The organism is Pseudomonas sp. 31 R 17 (genome assembly GCF_900004915.1).
GTDB lineage: Bacteria > Pseudomonadota > Gammaproteobacteria > Pseudomonadales > Pseudomonadaceae > Aquipseudomonas > Aquipseudomonas orientalis_A.
The window spans coordinates 138,564-155,623 of sequence record NZ_CVTN01000076.1 but is presented as its reverse complement, the minus strand read 5'-3'; the positions used below and the strand labels follow the sequence as shown (position 1 = coordinate 155,623).

The 17,060-nt window shown below is 64.6% G+C and carries 9 protein-coding genes; 5 read left to right on the top strand and 4 right to left on the bottom strand.

Translation table 11 applies throughout. The annotated features are described in order from the left end of the window. The 3 genes from BFP89_RS20665 to BFP89_RS20655 form a co-directional block, all read right to left on the bottom strand. A partial coding sequence (locus BFP89_RS20665; protein ID WP_305119635.1) for a lipocalin-like domain-containing protein occupies positions 1-337 on the bottom strand: 337 nt, incomplete at its 3' end. After that, a complete protein-coding gene (locus BFP89_RS20660; protein WP_065887246.1) occupies positions 327-2,789 on the bottom strand; it encodes an ABC transporter permease in 2,463 nt (820 codons plus the stop codon). The genes BFP89_RS20660 and BFP89_RS20665, both read right to left, overlap by 11 nt. A 1-nt stretch (position 2,790) precedes the next feature. Then, on the bottom strand, positions 2,791-3,459 hold the full coding sequence (locus BFP89_RS20655) for an ABC transporter ATP-binding protein (protein WP_065887245.1): 669 nt from the start codon (positions 3,457-3,459) through the stop codon (positions 2,791-2,793). A 280-nt stretch (positions 3,460-3,739) separates the two neighbouring features. Here BFP89_RS20655 and BFP89_RS20650 point away from each other — a divergent pair, with 280 nt between their 5' ends. The 3 genes from BFP89_RS20650 to BFP89_RS20640 all read left to right on the top strand — a co-directional run bounded on the left by BFP89_RS20650 (position 3,740) and on the right by BFP89_RS20640 (position 7,800). Further along, the gene (locus BFP89_RS20650; RefSeq protein ID WP_065887243.1) at positions 3,740-4,417 is read left to right on the top strand and encodes a lipopolysaccharide core heptose(II)-phosphate phosphatase PmrG; all 678 of its coding nucleotides are present in this window, start codon (positions 3,740-3,742) and stop codon (positions 4,415-4,417) included. Between the two features lie 188 nt (positions 4,418-4,605). Beyond that, complete coding sequence (gene arnT, locus BFP89_RS20645; RefSeq protein WP_065887241.1) at positions 4,606-6,261, top strand: lipid IV(A) 4-amino-4-deoxy-L-arabinosyltransferase; 1,656 nt, start codon at positions 4,606-4,608, stop codon at positions 6,259-6,261. A 21-nt stretch (positions 6,262-6,282) separates the two neighbouring features. After that, entirely contained in the window at positions 6,283-7,800 is a 1,518-nt protein-coding gene (locus tag BFP89_RS20640) for an ArnT family glycosyltransferase (RefSeq protein ID WP_065887238.1), read from the top strand. A gap of 280 nt (positions 7,801-8,080) precedes the next feature. Here BFP89_RS20640 and BFP89_RS20635 read toward each other — a convergent pair whose 3' ends face one another. Then, complete coding sequence (locus BFP89_RS20635) at positions 8,081-14,353, bottom strand: non-ribosomal peptide synthetase (RefSeq protein ID WP_065887237.1); 6,273 nt, start codon at positions 14,351-14,353, stop codon at positions 8,081-8,083. Between the two features lie 488 nt (positions 14,354-14,841). Here BFP89_RS20635 and BFP89_RS20630 point away from each other — a divergent pair, with 488 nt between their 5' ends. Both BFP89_RS20630 and adeC read left to right on the top strand, forming a co-directional pair. After that, positions 14,842-15,636 carry a helix-turn-helix transcriptional regulator gene (locus BFP89_RS20630; protein WP_065887235.1) on the top strand — a complete coding sequence of 265 codons (795 nt, stop codon included), beginning with the start codon at positions 14,842-14,844 and terminating at the stop codon, positions 15,634-15,636. Continuing rightward, positions 15,636-17,060, top strand: a complete 1,425-nt coding sequence (adeC, locus tag BFP89_RS20625) for an AdeC/AdeK/OprM family multidrug efflux complex outer membrane factor (RefSeq protein ID WP_065887270.1) — start codon at positions 15,636-15,638, stop codon at positions 17,058-17,060. The genes BFP89_RS20630 and adeC overlap by 1 nt, the downstream gene beginning before the upstream one ends.

Genomic DNA, 17,060 nt, shown 5'->3' with positions numbered 1-17,060 from the left:
TGGCGGAGGTGACGGCGGCATGGCCGAGCCAGATCGTGGAGTCGCGCCAGCCCGGTTGCGCTGGCCCGGCTTTCACGGCATTGCGAAACAACGTCCACTGCACGCCGAAGGCATTGCCCTGGGCGTCCTTGAGGTTGGCGGTGACGTACCACCATTCGATGCGAAAGCCTGGATGTGGGCCGTGATCCTCGGGGAACGAGAACACTTTGCCGGGCACCACCTGGACGAAGTCGGCGGCATCGCTGCCAAGGCCGGCAAAGCTTTCCTGGGGTGCGGGGGCTTTATCGCATGCGCTCAGCAGCAACAACAGCGCCAGCCCCAACGCTTTAATCTTCATGGGCAAACGTCCTCAATAAATCCGCCGGGCGGCTGCGGTACAACTGCCACAATGGCCAGGCCGACGCCAGCAGCGTGGCAAGCATCGCCAGGCCCATCAACTGCGCCAGCTGCCAGGGGAACACCTGCAATGGCAGGCGCCAGCCAAAGGCTTGCACGTTGATCACTGCATCCAGGCACCACGCCAGCAGCAGCCCCAGGGGCAACGCCAGCACCAGGGTAAGCACCGCCAGCAGCCAGGTCTGGCCCAGGTTGAGCAGCATCAGTTGGCGGCGCGTGACCCCCAGTGCCCACAACGGCGCCAGTTGCCCGAGGCGACTCTGGCTCTGGGTCAACAGGCTGATGAACAGCGCCACACCCGCCACGCCAAGGGTCAGGCTGTTCAACGCGGCGGTGGCGGCGAAGGTGCGCTCGAAGACCTGGCTGGACCACCCCTTCAGTTGCTGTTGATCGATGACGCGACTGTCTTCCAGGTCGAATTCACGCTGCACGTCCCGCACCAGCGGCGGCACATCCTGGGGTGCCACGCGCAGGTTGAAACGCACCGGTGACAGCGTCGGCCAATGCGCCAGCAAGTGCTTGGCGTTGACCAGCAGATGACCCTTGGGGTTGCCGTAGTCGGCGTAGATGCCGACGATTGTCGGTGCCCACGGGCCCTGGGGCGTGGGGACTTGAACGCTGTCGCCCAGGCGCACGTTCAAGCGTCGCGCCAATTGCTCGCTGAGCATCACGCTGTCGTCCTGCAGCAAGCGGTCCCAGGGCGCGCTTGCCGCCTCCAGCAGCGGCCAGTGCTGGCGATAGGTGGGGTCGTCGACCACGCCGAACATCTCGGCCGGCCAGCCTTGCAACTGTACCGCGACTTGCCAGCCGGGCAGCACCGCGCGCACCCGTGGTTGTTGCGCCAGCCAGGTTTGCAAGTGCTGCGCCTGGGCCGGATTTTGCGGGTTGAGGTACAGCTCGGCGGTGAGACGCTGCTCCAGCCAGTTATTGAACGTGCTGCGAAACCCCGACGTCATGGAGCCCGCACCGATATTCGCCGCCAGGGCCAGCAACAATGCCATCAAGGCCAGGCTCAGGGCCGGCAATTGCTGACGGCAGTCGGCGAGAAACCATTGGCCCAGCACCGAACGACTGCGTCCCAGCACGCCCTTCAACACCCCATTGAGCAGCACCGGCAGGCCGAGTGCGGCGCCCAGCAGCAAGGCCGCCATCAGCACGAACCCGGCGGTCAGGCTGTTGCCCCAGACCAGCGCCAGCAGCGCAACGACCAGCGCCACGCCCGCCACCCAGCCCTGGCGTCGCAGCCAACGCCCGTGGGCTTCGTGCCAGGCCTGGGCGTTGGCCAGCGCCAGCAGCGGCAGGCGTGCCGCGCGCCACAGGCTGCTGGCCCCGGCGAGCAACGCACCCAGCAGGCTCAAGCCCAGGCCTGCCAGCCACCACCAGGGGCTCAAGCTCAGTTGGCCGGCGACTTCGGCGCCATAGAGGCCGCGCAAGCTGGCCGCCACATCCGGCAGCAACAGGCTGGCGAGCAGGTAACCGCTGGCAACGCCGAGCACGCCGCCCAGCAGCGCCAGGAATCCCAGCTCCACGCCCAGGCTCAGGATCAGCAGGCGTGCGCTGACCCCGCAGGCACGCAAGGTGCGCAACAGGCCCCGGCGTTGCTCCAGGGCCAGGCCGATGGCCGCATGCACGATAAACAGCCCCACCACAAAGGACAAAAAGCCCAGGGCGTCGAGGTTCAGGTGAAAGCTTTCGGTGAGGCGCGAAAGGTTGTTGTCGTCGCCCTGCTTGAGTTGCAGCCCGGCAGGTGGTGTGGGATGACGGGCGGCGAAGGTGTTGTCCAGCAGCAGGCGCGACAGCCGGCCCTGCATGTCGAGCAACGGTTGGGCGAAACCGATATCGGTGAGCAGCATGCCGGGGGCCATGTCCGGCTGCACTTGCAGCGGCGGCAGGCGCTGCCCGTTGGCCGTCAGCGGTTGCTCGCCTTCCTGCAGGCCGAGCGCCTGCAAGGTTTGCGCGGCAATCCAGGTGCGCCCCGGCGCGTCGAAAAACGCCAGTATCTGCGCCTGGCTCAAGCGTTGCCCGGCCACGCTGCCGCTGCCGGGCAACGACACCAGCTCGATGCCCATCAATTGCAGACGCTGCTCTTCATGCCCCTTGAGCACCACGCGCCCCTGCACCACCGGTGACACCGGCCACCCGGCACGGCGCAGTTCGGCGAACACGGCTTGCGCGAAGCCCGCGCCGTCCGGCGCACTCAGGCTGGCTTGCGGTTCGCCGCCGATCAATTGGCTGGCCCGCGCGTAACCGTCCCGCGCCTGACTGTTGAGGGCCTGCACCCCGGTCAATAACGCGGTGGCCAGCCACAGGCCGGTCAGCACGCTGAAAAACTGCACCGGGTGGCGCCGCCAATGGCTCAACAGCGCACGCAGCGCCCAGTAGAACACCGCCATCTCAGCGCGGCTCCATCGGCACGACGCGGCCGTGATGCAGCACCACTTGCCGGTCCAGGCGTGCGGCCAGGCGCGGGCTGTGCGTGACCATCAACAGGCTGGTGGGGCTGTCGCGCAACAGGTCGAGCAGCAGTTGCAGCACTTCATCGCTGGTGGTTTCGTCAAGATTGCCGGTGGGTTCATCGGCCAACAACAAGCCGGGGCGCGACGCCAGTGCACGCCCCACCGCCACCCGCTGTTGCTGGCCGCCGGAGAGCTGTTCCGGGTAACGCTTGAGCAAATCGCCCAGGCCCAGGCGCTCCACCAACTGCGCCTGCCACTGCGCATCGAACCGCCCGGCCAGGCGCGCCTGGAACGCCAGGTTGTCCTCCACACGCAAACTGCCGATCAGGTTGAACTGCTGGAACACCAGGCCGATTTCGGTGCGCCGCCACTGGGCCAGTTGCCCTTCGTTGAGACGATCCAGGCGCTGGTCGCCGATCAGGATGCTGCCGCCATCCACCCGATCCAGCCCGGCCACCAGGTGCAGCAACGTGCTTTTGCCGCTGCCCGACTCGCCCATCAGCGCCAGGCTGCTGCGTGCCCCCAGGTGCAGGTCGACACCCGCCAGGACAGTCAACGGGCCTTGGGGGGTGGCGTAATTTTTAACAACACCTGCTACCTGCAACATACGAACGCTCGGGTTAAGGACTGCAAACGAGAATAACGGCTGATGGACGTTCCCACGCAATTTTTTCACATTGATTTCACCGCCTGCCCACTCCGAACACTTTAAATTCCCCACCCTCGCAGTACTAACAGACAACTTTAAAGTTGCCCCACGCGTTGCTTCTTAATACCCGTATGTTCAGCTGAAAGACAGCAGCCTTGTGACAGGCTTTTGCTCCACCAGGAACATCTGCCGTATGAGTTGCGCCGGTCTTTTAACAACAAAACAATTACGTGTACCTATGGTGAACAGCGTGGCAGACATTACCCTGAGCAAACCCCGAAGGGCGAGGTTACAGCGCCTGAGAAAATTCCGCGTGCCGGTGGCGGGCGTCATCGTATCCGCCCTGCTGCTGAGCGCTTTTTTATTCTGGCCAAGGTCACCGCAGGATCTGGGCACAGGCAACCGCCTGGTCACTTCCGGGGTGCTGGCCGGTTGGCGCAACGGCGACCTGATCGTGCTGGTGCGGCATGAAGAGCGTTGTGATCGCTCGGACAATCCCTGCTACGGACCCGCCGACGGCCTGACGGTCAATGGCACGCAACGCGCGGCCGCCCTGGGCAGCGCCTTTCAAACACTGGGCATGGAGCGCACCGACGTGCTCAGCAGCCCCACCACGCGCACCGCGCAAACATCGTTGTTCATGTTCGGCAAGACCGAGCTGTCCCCCGGCCCACTGGCCATCTGCGGTGACGCCATGGGCGAAGAAGCCCTCAGCCATAAACAGGCGGGGCGCAACCTGATGCTGATCACCCACAGCGCCTGCATGAGTGACTTGCAGGAGGCCCTCGGTTATCCCCATGCACGGGCTGCGGAGTACGGCAGCGCCGTGTTCGTGCAGGTATTGCCCGACGGCAAACTCAAAGCCATCGGCACTATGAAAAGTCAGGAATGGGCGGCCGCACTGAAACAACTTTAAATACACTTTTTTACATATTGCCGAGTAGTGCGTTCAGCAAAACGACAGCCCGCGTCTGGCATGTTAAGCGCGCCTGTTAGTTCAGGACGCCCTAACTTTTCTGATAAATCAGTGATTATCTTAATGTTCGACGCCGTTGATTATTCAAACTTCGCGCCTGCCCCTGAACATCAAGCAGCGAGGTGTTCATGACCCGATTGAAGCCCTTGCCGGTGCTGGTGCTTGGCCTGGTGATTTTCCTGGTGCTGCCGTTGGGTTTGCACGGTTTGTGGACCCCGGATGAAACCCGCTACGCCCAGGTCAGCCAGGAGATGCTGATAAGCGGCAACTGGGTGGCGCCGCACTTCATGGGGGTGCGTTATTTCGAGAAACCGGCTGCGGGCTATTGGCTGATCGCCCTGGGCCAGGCCGTGTTTGGCGAGAACCTGTTCGGCGTGCGTATCGCCTCTGTCCTGACCTCGGCGTTGAGCGTGTTGCTGGCCTACCTGATTGCCCGCCGCCTGTGGAACGACCCGCGCAAAAGCTTTGCCTGCGCGTTGCTCTACATGAGTTTTGGCCTGGTGGCCGGGCAAGCCGGGTATTCCAACCTCGATCCGCAATTCACGTTCTGGGTCAACCTGAGCCTGGTCGCCCTCTGGTTTGCGCTCGACGGCACCACGCCGCGCGCGCGCCTTGGAGCCTGGGCCGTACTGGGACTGGCCTGCGGCGTGGGCTTCATGACCAAGGGCTTTTTGGCGTGGCTGTTGCCGGTGCTGATCGCCCTGCCTTATATGATCTGGCAGCGACGCTTCGGCGAGTTGCTGCGCTACGGCCCGTTGGCGATCCTGGTCGCGGTGCTGGTCTGCCTGCCGTGGGCGCTGGCGATCCATGGGCGCGAACCGGATTACTGGCGTTTCTTCTTCTGGCATGAACACATCCGCCGTTTCGCCTCGGACACTGCACAGCATGTGCGGCCAGGGTGGTTTTTCCTGCCGATCATGGTGGTGGCGTGTCTGCCCTGGTCCGGCCTGCTGCCCGCCACCCTGCTCAACGCCTGGAAACACAGGCGCGAGCCGGCCATAGCCTTTCTGGCCCTGTGGCTGTTGCTGCCCCTGGGCTTCTTCAGCCTGAGCAGCGGCAAGCTGCCCACCTACATCATGCCGTGCCTGTTACCCCTGGCGTTGCTGATGGGCCATGCCCTGATCGACCTGCTCAACCAGCGCAAAACCCGTGCGATCTTCATCAACGGCACGCTCAATTTCATCCTCGGCATGACGGCCATGGTGGCGCTGATTTACCTGCAGATCGCCAACCCGATCTACAGCAACAGCCACGCCGAAATGTTCAACCTGTCCCTGGCCTTTATCGTGCTGCTCGGCTGGATCCTGGCCAACCTGCTGCAAGCGATGCGCCCGTTGACGTTATGGGCGATGCCGGCCCTGGGTATCGGCCTGCTGGTGGCGCTGCTGCCGGCGAGCATGCCGCAGATCATTGCGGATAATGAAATGCCCGACCCGTTCGTGCTTGAGCATCTGGATGAACTGCAACACACCCGTGCTCTGCTGAGCAATGAACTGGGTTCGGCGGCGGCCCTGGCCTGGCGCCTGCGCCGGCCGCAGGTGGCGTTCTACAACACTGCGGGGGAACTGCGCTACGGCCTGGATTACCCGGATACGCAACAGCGCAAGGTCACCCTGGACAGCGTTCAGTCCTGGTTGAAGGATGCTCGAACGCAGGGTTCGGTCGGCGTGCTGATGCGCGTCAGGAACACCAGCGAACACCTTGAAGAAGGCCAACTGCCGAGCGGTGGCAAGCGCTACCGCAAGGGCAACCTGGTACTGACGATTTACCCCCAACAACCTTGATCCCCCTCACAGGAAAAGCCCATGCGCTTGTGCAAAACCGAACGCGGCGCCCTCATTTTATTGCTCGGCGTCTCGGCCTTGCTCCTGCTGCTGGGCCTGGGCAGTCGCGACCTGTGGGGGCCGGAAACGCGCTGGGCGAACATCGCCCTGCAGATGCTGCAAAGCGGTGACTACTTCGATCCGTACCTGAAGGGCGCGCCCTATTACGACAAACCCCTGCCCTCCTACTGGCTGATCACCGGTCTGGCCAACATCATGGGCGGTCTGGGTCCCTGGTCACTGCGCCTGTCATCGGTGATCGCGGCCTGGCTGAGCATCTGGCTGGTGTACCTGATCGGCGAACAGCTGTTTCGCAAAGGCACCGGACTGATCGCCGGCTGGATGCTTGCCACCACCTTCTACTTCCTGTTCTGGGCCCGCGTGGCCACCGCCGATGTGCTGACCGTGTGCGGCGTGCTGGCGGCGGTCTGGTGGTATTGGCGCGGGCCGGACGACACCCGGCTGGGGCGCTATACCGTGTTCTTCCTGTTGCTGGCGGCAACGTCGCTGTTCAAGGGCTTGATCGGGTTCGTGCTGCCGGGGCTGGTGCTGCTGCCGCATCTGCTCAGCCAGCAGCGCTACAAACGCCATCTCAACCCGAGGCTGGTACTGGCGCTGCTGATCGCCGGCGCGTTCTATGCGATTCCTTTCGTACTGTCCCATCTCTACGGCGCCCCCACCTACGGCGAGAGCGGCCTGCAACTGGTGTTTCGCGAAAACGTGGTGCGTTTCTTCGACCCCTTTGACCATATGGGCCCGATCTACACCTACCTGATCTACCTGCCGGCCTACACCCTGCCGTGGGCACCGTGCTGGGTGCTCGGCGCATGGCTCGCCATTCGTCACTGGCGCCGTACACCGCCCAACGTGCGCTGGCTGGTGTGGGGCCTGGGCCTGTTGTTCGTCTTCTTCACCGCCAGCGGCAGCCGACGCAGCTACTACGTACTGCCCCTGGTGCCATTTGCCCAACTGCTCGGCGCCTGGTGGCTGAGCGAACGCCTGCACCAGCAACCGGCCCGGTGGCCGCGCTGGCAAAAAGGCTTCGGTATCGCCGCAGGGCTGCTGCTGTTGGTGCTGGGCGTGATCTACCCCTGGAGCACCGGCAACGGCGGCGTCACCCGCTTTGCCGAGGATGTAAAAGCCCAGGCCGTGAAAAGCGCACCCTGGAACCAATGGCAACTGGTGCTGGTGGAAGTGGACAACAAACTGCCGATGTACCTGCAAAACGGCGGCAAGCCGTTCTACTACGTCAGCGAGAACCAAGACTTCCCGCGCCAGGGCGACAGCGCCGCGTTCATGGCCTGGCTGGAAAAAACCAGCGGCCAGGGGTTCGATCCGCAACACACGATTATCGTTGCGCAGTACTCCAGGCAAGACCCCCAGCCGTTGGCATTTTTGGCGGCTGATCATCAAGTGGTCACGACGCAGCCGGACAATGGCGAGCGGTTATTCAAGAGGCGGTCGGGGGGGAGCGTGGCGTTTATTCCCGACGGGCATTGAGTGGAAGGGGGGGCAAGCCCCAATGCCAGTCACTCAAGGCTGTTTATGTAGGAGCGAGCTTGCTCGCAAAAAACGTCAACGATAACGCGTGCTTTCTGAATGAACGCGGTGCCTGTGAGTTTTTCGCGAGCAAGCTCGCTCCTACAGACGGCGCTTTCAGTGCCTGGATTCGGCGGCGGCGGTTGAGATGCACGGCTGACGGCGTTCGACGGTTGGGAAGGCAACACCGTTAAATGTGGGAGGGGGCTTGCCCCCTCCCACAGTGTCCGCGTTTCAATGCTCAGATTCGGCGGCGGCGGTTGAGTTGGGGGATGGCGGTTTGCGCCACTTCCACCGGCGGCGCTTGCGGCACCGTGCGCGCCGCCAGTTGCGCCAATGTCGGCTGGCTGAACAGCGTCCGCGCATCCACCTCCAGCCCGGCCTTGCGCAAGCGGGCCACCAGGTTGACCGCCAGCAGCGAATGCCCGCCCAGTTCAAAGAAGTGGTCGTGCCGCCCTACCCGTTCCAGCTTCAGCACCTGCGCCCAGATCGTGGCCATCAGGTTTTCCACCTCGCCCTGAGGCGCTTCATAGGCGCGGCTGACCACCGCCTCCAGCCCAGGCTCCGGCAAGGCCTTGCGGTCGAGTTTGCCGGCGGGGTTGAGCGGCAGGCTCTCGAGTTGCACGAAGGCGGCCGGCACCATGTATTCAGGCAGCTGTTCCAGCACATGGGCGCGCAACGCGTCCAGCCCGGGGGCCTGCTCGCGCAGGGTGAAGTAGGCCACCAGGCGCTCGTCGCGAATCAGCACCGCCACTTCGCGCAAGGCGGGATGAGCGGCCAGACGCGCTTCGATCTCGCCCAGCTCCAGGCGCACGCCGCGCAGTTTGACCTGGAAGTCATTGCGCCCGAGGAATTCCAGGTTGCCGTCCGGCAGGTAGCGCACCAGGTCGCCGGTACGATACAGCCGGTCGCCGGCAACGAAGGGGCTGTCGATGAAGCGTTCGGCAGTCATCTCGGCCAGGCCCAGGTACCCACGGGCAACCCCGACGCCGCCGATGTGCAGTTGGCCGCTGATGCCCATCGGCACCGGTCTGTCGTGGTCATCCAGTACATACAGGCGGGTGTTGTCGATCGCCCGGCCAATCGGCAGTTGCAGCGCGGGCACCGGCGCGCCCGGTTCCAGGGTCCACGCGCTGCTGTCCACCGTGGCTTCGGTGGGCCCATACACGTTATGCAAGCGCACGCCAGGCAAGCGCGCCTGCACCCCGCGCGCCAGGGCCTCGGTCAGCTCGCCACCGCCGCACAGTACGTCGGTCAGGCTGGTGCACAGGGCTGACGCTTCCAATTCGAGAAACTGCTGCAACATCGCCGGCACGAACTTGATCACGCTGATGCGCTGCTCGCGGATTACCTGCGCCAGGTACGCCGGCTCGCGATGCCCGTCGGGTCGCGCCAGCACCAGGCGCATGCCCTGGGTCAGCGGCCAGAACAACTCCCACACCGAGCCGTCAAAGCTGAACGGCGCGCGTTGCAGCAACGCACCACCCGCGGTCGGCGGGCACAGCCGGGAGCCCCAGTGCATGAGGTTACCCAGGCCGCGATGCTCGATCATCACGCCCTTGGGGGTGCCGGTGGAGCCGGAGGTGTACATCACGTAGGCCAGGTGGTCGACCGTCAAACCCGGGACCGCGGGGTTGTCGGTCGGCGCCTGGTGCCAGGTGCAGTGGTCGAAATCGATCATCGGCACCGCCACATCCTGCACACAATCACGGGTGGCGGCCTGGAGCAGCAGCGCCACCGGTTGGCTGTCTTGCAGCATGTAGGCCAGGCGTTCGCGGGGATAGCCTGGGTCCAACGGCACATACGCACCACCGGCCTTGAGGATCCCCAGCAAACCCACCACCAGGTCCAGCCCGCGCTCGACGCACAGCGCCACCCGCGAATCGGGCTTTACACCCTGCTCGCGCAGGTGAAAGGCCAACTGATTGGCGCGTTGGTTGAGTTCGCGATAGGTCAGTTGCTGCGTGCCTGCCTGCACCGCGACGGCATCCGGCAGTTGCCGCGCCTGGGCCTCGAACAGCGCTTGCACGGTGAGGGTTTCGGGATAGGCGGTGACGGTGGCGTTGAAGTCCACCAGCAGCTGTTGCAACTCGCTGGGGGGCAGTACCTGCACATCGCGCACCGGGGTGGTCGGCGCCTGTTCCAACGCCTCGACCAGAGCGCCAAGCGCGGTGGCGAGGTAACCCAGCACGCGCTCGGCCCCCACTGTACGCGGCGCCTTGGCCTTGAGCCGAAAGCCGCTCGCGATGTCGTCCACCGTGAGCATCAGCGGATAACTGAGGATGTCCTCGCTGCTGAGCAAGGCGATACCCGGCACCAGGTTCAACGCCGGCTCGGCGCTGGTGTGACGGTAATTGAGCAGGCTGTTGAACAGCGGCGCGGCGCTGCTGCAACGCTGGGCCAGGGCCAACGAGGCTTGCTCATGCACGAGCAAGGCGCTCAGTTGCTGATGGGTGTCGCTCAATGCGTCTGCCACGCTTTGCCCGGCCAGGCGCACGCGCAGCGGCAAGGTGTTGATAAACATGCCCAGGGCACGATCCGCGCCCTCGCCCGCTTGCAGGCGACCGAGCAACACCGTGCCGAACACCACGTCTTCGCGGCCGGCCACGCGGCTGAGCACCTGCGCCCACGCGAGGTGAAACAGGCTGGCGGCACTGACCCCAACCGCGCGAGCCTGGGCACGCAGGCGTTGGTTGAGTGATGCATCGAGCGCCTGCACGCACTCTTCGATTTCAGCCCGATCGGCCTGGCGCTCCTGCAAGCCGAAGGCCAGCGTCGGTTCATCCACGTCCGCCAGGCGCTCACGAAAGAACGCCTCGTGGGCCGCTTGCCGCTGTGCTGAACGGGTCTGCGCGACCACGTTGCGGTACGGCACCGGCATCGGCAACTGCGCCTGTTGACCGAGCAGATGGGCGCGAATTTCGTCCACCAGCACGGTGGTCGAGGTGGCGTCGTTGACCAAGTGGTGGAAGCGCAGCCTGGCCACCCAGCGCTGCTGGTGCGGTTCTTCGGCGTAGTCCAGGGCCATCAGCGGCGCGTGGCGCAGGTCCAGCGGCCGGGCGGGGTCACGCAGCGGTTCGAACGGCAACTGCGCGTGCCGCCACACCACCTGCATCGGCTGTTCAAGGGCATCCCACACCAGGCTGGTGCGCAGGATGTCGTGACGGTCGATCACCTGTTGCAGCGCCTGGGCAAACGCGTCCAACTGCTCGCGGCGCGCAAAACTGAACATCGCATGCTGCTGGTAGGGATCGCGCTCATCGGTGATGTGGTGATAGAGCAAGCCTTCCTGCAACGGCGCCAGCGGGTAGATCTCCTGCACATTGCCGGCGCCACCGGGGATGCCGGCGACGATGCGGTCCAGGCTGGGCTGGTCGAGGTCGGCCAGGGCAAGCATGTCCGCCGTAATCTGCGTGCAACCGGCCGGGATGCGATTGGCCGGCACCGCCACTTCGCCGCCGTCACTGGCCTCCGCCAACGCGGCCAGGGTGGGCTGGCCGAACAACACCTGCACATCGGCCTGCAGGCCCGCCTCGCGCATGCGCTGCACCAGCTGCACCGCCAGCAGCGAGTGCCCGCCCAGTTCGAAGAAATGGTCATGCCTGCCGACCTGTTGCACCTGCAGCAACTCGGCCCAGATCTGCGCCAGGGTGGTTTCGACGCCCTCGCGGGGCGCCTCATAGCGGCGGGTGACAAAGGCCGCCTGGGTGGGCGCCGGCAACGCCTTGCGGTCGAGCTTGCCATTGGCGGTCAGGGGCAACGCGTCAAGATGAACGTAGGCCGCCGGCAGCATGTAATCGGGCAGCGAGACGTGCAGATGGGCGCGAAGGGTTTCGATGTCCACCGGGTGATGCGCGATGAACCAGGCCAGCAATTGCCCTTCGCGATATTCCACCACGGCGGTCTTGATCGACGGATGCGTCGCCAGGGCCGCTTCGATTTCCCCCAGCTCGATACGCACACCCCGGATCTTCACCTGGTCGTCATTGCGCCCCAAGTATTCCAGGCTGCCGTTCGGCAGCCAGCGCGCCAGGTCACCGCTGCGGTACATACGGCCGCCGTTGAAGGGGTCGTCGAGAAAGCGTTCGGCCGTCAATTCAGGACGGTTCAGGTAGCCGCGCGCCACGCCCTGGCCACCGACATACAGCTCCCCCACGACGCCAACCGGCACCGGCCGTTGTTGCGCGTCCAGCAGGTAGATAAGGGCATTGGCGATGGGCGCGCCGATGTGCAGCGGCTGGCCGGCGTCAACGCGCCCGGAGGTGGCGACCACGGTGGCTTCGGTCGGGCCGTAGTTGTTGATGACGTCGAAGCGTTGCGCGCGGTTGAACCCGCGCAGGCGGTCGCCGCCAATCAGTAAGGTGCGCAAGGTGGGGTGCGCCAGGTTCTGGCTGAACGCGTATTCGGCCACCGGTGTGGGCAGGAAACACACGTCCAATGGCTGGGCGCGCCACCACTGGAGCAGCGCATCGATATCTTCCGCGCCGTCATGGGCGGGCGGCAGGTGCAGGGTCGCGCCGACGCACAGCGCCGGCCAGACTTCCCAGGCCATCGCATCAAAACCAAACCCGGCGACACTGGCGGTATGGCTGCCCGCGTGCAGGTCGAAGGCCTGGCAATGCCAGTCCACCAGGTTGGACACGCTGTGGTGCTCGACCATCACGCCCTTGGGCAAGCCCGTGGAGCCGGACGTGTAAATCACATAGGCAAGGTGGGACGGCGTCACTGCGACCTGGGGGTTGCCGTCGGCGCCGGGGTCGCTGGAGGCGTCCAGCGCAAGCACCGGCACACCCAGGGCCGGCAGGCGATGCAGCAGGTCGCGCTGGGTCAGCACCGCCACGGGCGCGCTGTCGTGCAGCAGATAATTCAAGCGCTCGGCGGGATGGGCCGGGTCTATCGGCACATAGCAGGCGCCGGCCTTGAGCACCGCCAGCAACCCGGCCAGGGTCTCCAGGCCGCGTCGCGCCAGCACCGCGACGCGGTCATCCGGCTGCACGCCGTGGGCCAACAGTTGGTGGGCCAGCGCATTGGCCTGCCGGTTGAGTTGCGCGTACGTCAGTTGCCGTGCCTGGTACACCGCCGCAACCGCGTGCGGCGTGCGCTCGGCTTGAGCCTCGATACGCCCATGCAGGGTCTGCGGCGTGGTGTTGGGTTGCGCGGTGGCATTCCATTGCTGCAAGCGGGCCTGGTCCTGTGGCGTCATCAACGCAAACTCGCCCACCGTCAGCGTCGTGTCTGCCAGGCCCTGCTCCAGCAAGCCGGTGAGGCGCTGTGCCAAGGCCTGCATGTCGCCCTGCTCGAAGTACGCCTCGTTATAGACGCAATGCAGGCACGCCGTGTCCTGGTAGCGGTTGCTGCGCAAGTGAATCGCCAGCGGCAGCGGCTCATGGTGGTTGGACACCTTGACCGCACGGGCCTGCACCTGACCGTAGAGCAGGTCGTGGTCGTCCTGCTCGAACGACACCGACAGGTCGAACAATTGCCCGCGATCCGTACGCCGCAGGCCCAGCTCGCGGTTCATCTCGCTGAGGGGGAAGCGCTGGTGGCGCATGTCCTGCTTGAGCTGATCGCGCACCCCACGCACCAGGTCAGCGAAACTCAAGGCTTCGCTGAACTGCAACCGCACCGCGCTGACCTGGGCGAACAAGCCGACCGTGGCGCGAAAGCGCGCGTTGGAGCGGTTGAGCATCGGCAGGCCCACCACCCATTCATCGCGCTGGCCGGTACGGGTGAAATACACGTACAGCGCCGCCAGCAACACATGGAACGCCGAAGCCTGGTAGCGGCTGGCCACGTGTTCCATGCGCTTGAGCAGCGCCACCGGAAAGGGTTGCACGCAGGTGTTGCTCGCGGCCTTGGCGGTGTGCCTTGGCGTGAGCAGCGGCTCGGGCAGCACCTGGTATTTGTCCAGCCAATAGTCGCGATCGCGCGCGTAGCGGGCCGATTGCCGGTAGCGCTGGTCAGTGTCGATGTAGTCGATATAGGACGGTGCCAACCCCTCCGGTTGCCGGCCGTGCTGCACGGCGGTGTACAGCTGGGCAAGGGATTGCAGCATTTGGCCGAACCCCCAGCCGTCAAGAATCAGGTGGTGGGCCTGGGTACCAAGGCGGTAATGGTCGTCATCGAGCTTGACCAGGAAAAAACCAAACAACGGTTCGCCGCTCATGGCGTAGGGCCGGGCCATTTGCGCCTGGATCAAGGACTGGGCGGCGGCCTCGGGGTCGGGCAAGCCGCAGAAGTCGTACTGCGGTACGTCCACCGTCCATTCGGCGGCGAAGGTTTGCCGGGGCAAGCCATCGGCGCCACTGTGCAGTTGGGTGCGCAATGCGTCGTGCCGCGCCACCAGCAACTCGATCGCACGCTGGATCAATGCAGGTTCGACGGCGCCGGCCAGATCGACGTAGCCGCCGATGTTGTACAACGGCGAATGACCCACGCGCAGCTGGTCGAGCCAGATGTCGTGTTGCGCGGCGGTAAGGGGGAAGCTGGCCGGCGGGCTGGAAAGTTGCGTCATAAGATCCTTCTCATGGGGGGTCAGGCACTGGCCGCGCAGGGTCGCCCATTACCACGAATTGAGCGGATTTGAGCATGGTCAAGCACAGGCGCCTGACACCCGAAACCCGGACATCCAAACGGATCGACAAGGGCTTGTCTGAGGGTTCATTGCTGAAACGATGAAAGCCATGTAGGAGATTGGCTATATCTGTCCGACGCTTAATTTGAAAAGTATTTTTAAATTTATGTATTTTCTTTATTTATCAGCATCTTAAGTATCTTTAAAGATTCGCCCCTCCTTTTCGTCTGCTGAATTATCTGCAGGAAACGTCGAATTAATGACGCGGATTTTATGGCAGCTTGTGTCCCTCGTTTCTGCTACATACGTAGGACAAATCGCTATGGCTAAATGAAATCTCGAACGCCGAGTTACGTTCAAGCAGTACGGAGCGCCCCGAACAGACCCAGGGCCTCCGTTGACGGTTTTCGATCAAGGATGAGATGGCTATGAGTCTGACCCCTAGTATTACCGACACCCAGAACCCACAGTTCTACGCCGAAATGGGCAAGCTCATTTCCAGCAGTGGCCAGGCCAATTTCGCCGCGAACATGCTGCACCTGGTGGACAAATGGATACCGGTTCATCTGGTGGACCTCAGCGAATGGAGCCTCGATGAGCTGCGCGACAGGGTGCTGGATATCAAGCTGCTGGGCAGTGCCGGGCTGAACGAAGACCTGCCCGCGCCCCAGACACTGCACGCGCTTGACGACCACCCGCTGCTGCGCCAGATGCTGCGCATGCAGGACCCGCTGCTGATCCAGATGAAAGCCAAGGCCGACAGCGCGCACCCGCGCGGCAGTTCGCACCAGTGCAACCTGGTCTCGCGCCAGGGCCATCGGCGCTGTGTGATTTCGTTCTACCGCCCGCCTGCCGAGCGCGGGTTTTCCCTGGCGCAGCTGTCGTTTCTCAAGTGCCTGTCCGAAACCTTGCTGCCGTTGATGGAGCGCCACGTGCAGATCCTGCGCCAGGCGCCGCACACCGAGGCGGAGCCTGGGCCCATAGGGCTGGAGCAGTCGCAATTGCAGCGTGAGTTCTACAAGCGCCTGGCGCTGAGCGACATCACCCTCTCGGCCCGCGAGCAGGAAGTCTGCCTGGGCCTGTTGACCGGCGGCACCGTGCCGCAGATCGCGGAAAAACTCAGTGTGAAAAACAGCTCGATTGAAACCTACCTCAAGCGCGCCGCCGCCAAGCTCGGCGTGAGTGGCCGACACGGCCTGGCCAAATGGATGGTGGGCGCCTGATGCAAAAATTGACCCTTGCCGCCGTTGGCGCAGCCTGGATGCTCGGCGGGTGTTCGCTGATCCCCGAGTACCAGCGCCCAGACGCGCCCGTGCCGACCCACTACCCCCAGGACGGGGTGTACCGCCAGGCGCAGGCCGGCACACTGCCCGGCACCGTGGACTGGCGCCAGCTGTTCCATGACCCGGCGCTGTCGCCGTTGATCGACGCAGCATTGGCCAACAACCGCGACCTGCGGGTAGCCGCACTTAATGTGCAGGCCTTCCAGGCGCAGTACCGCATTCAGCGCGCCGACCTGTTCCCGGCGGTGTCGGCCACGGCCGCCGGCAAGCGTCAGAAATTGCCGGCGGGCGTGACCGGCACCGGCCAGTCGGCGATCACCTCCAACTACTCCGCCACCCTGGGCCTGAGTGCCTATGAACTCGACCTGTTCGGCCGCGTCCGCAGCCTCAGCGAACAGGCCATGCTGACTTACCTGGGCACCGAACAAGCGCGACGCAGCGCACAGTTGAGCCTGGTGGCCAACGTCGCCAATGCCTACCTGACCTGGCGTGCCGACCAGGAGCTGCTGGCCCTGGCCGAGCAGACCCTGGCGGCCAACGATCGCAGCTGGCAACTGACCCGCCGCAGCAAAACCGCCGGCAAGGCCTCGGCGCTGGACGTGGTGCAGGCGCGCACGGCGGTGGAAAGTACCCGCGCCAGCGTGGCCCGCTACGAACGCCAGGTGGCCCAGGACCTCAATAACCTCACGCTGCTGGTCGGCGGCCCGGTGGACGCCAACCTGCCCGCACGCGCCCTGGCCGACGACCTGGTAGCCCAGGTGCCTGCGGGGCTGCCTTCAGACTTGCTGCAACGGCGCCCGGACATCCTCCAGGCCGAATACCAGTTGCAGGCGGCCAACGCCAATATCGGCGCGGCGAGGGCGGCGTTCTTTCCGTCGATCACCCTGACGGCCAACGCCGGCAGCACCAGCACGCAGCTCTCCGGTTTGTTCAAGGGCGGCGCGGGCACCTGGACGTTCCAGCCGCAAATCAATCTGCCGATCTTCAACGCCGGCAGCCTGCGTGCCAGCCTTGATTACGCCAAGCTGCAGAAGGACATCACGGTGGCACAGTACGAAAAGTCCATCCAGACCGCCTTCCAGGAAGTCGCCGACGGCCTCGCCGCGCGCCAGACCTTCGACGACCAACTGAACGCGCAACGGGATTTCGTCGCCGCCAACCAGCATTACTATGACCTGGCCCAGCACCGCTACCGCAGCGGCGTCGACAGCAACCTGACCTTTCTCGATGCGCAGCGCGCGTTGTTCAATTCACAGCAGGCGCTGATTGTCGATCGCCTGGCGCAACTGGTGGCGCAGGTGAACCTGTACACCGCGCTCGGCGGCGCGTGGGATCAGCCCACAAGCCTTGCAACTGCACGCTAG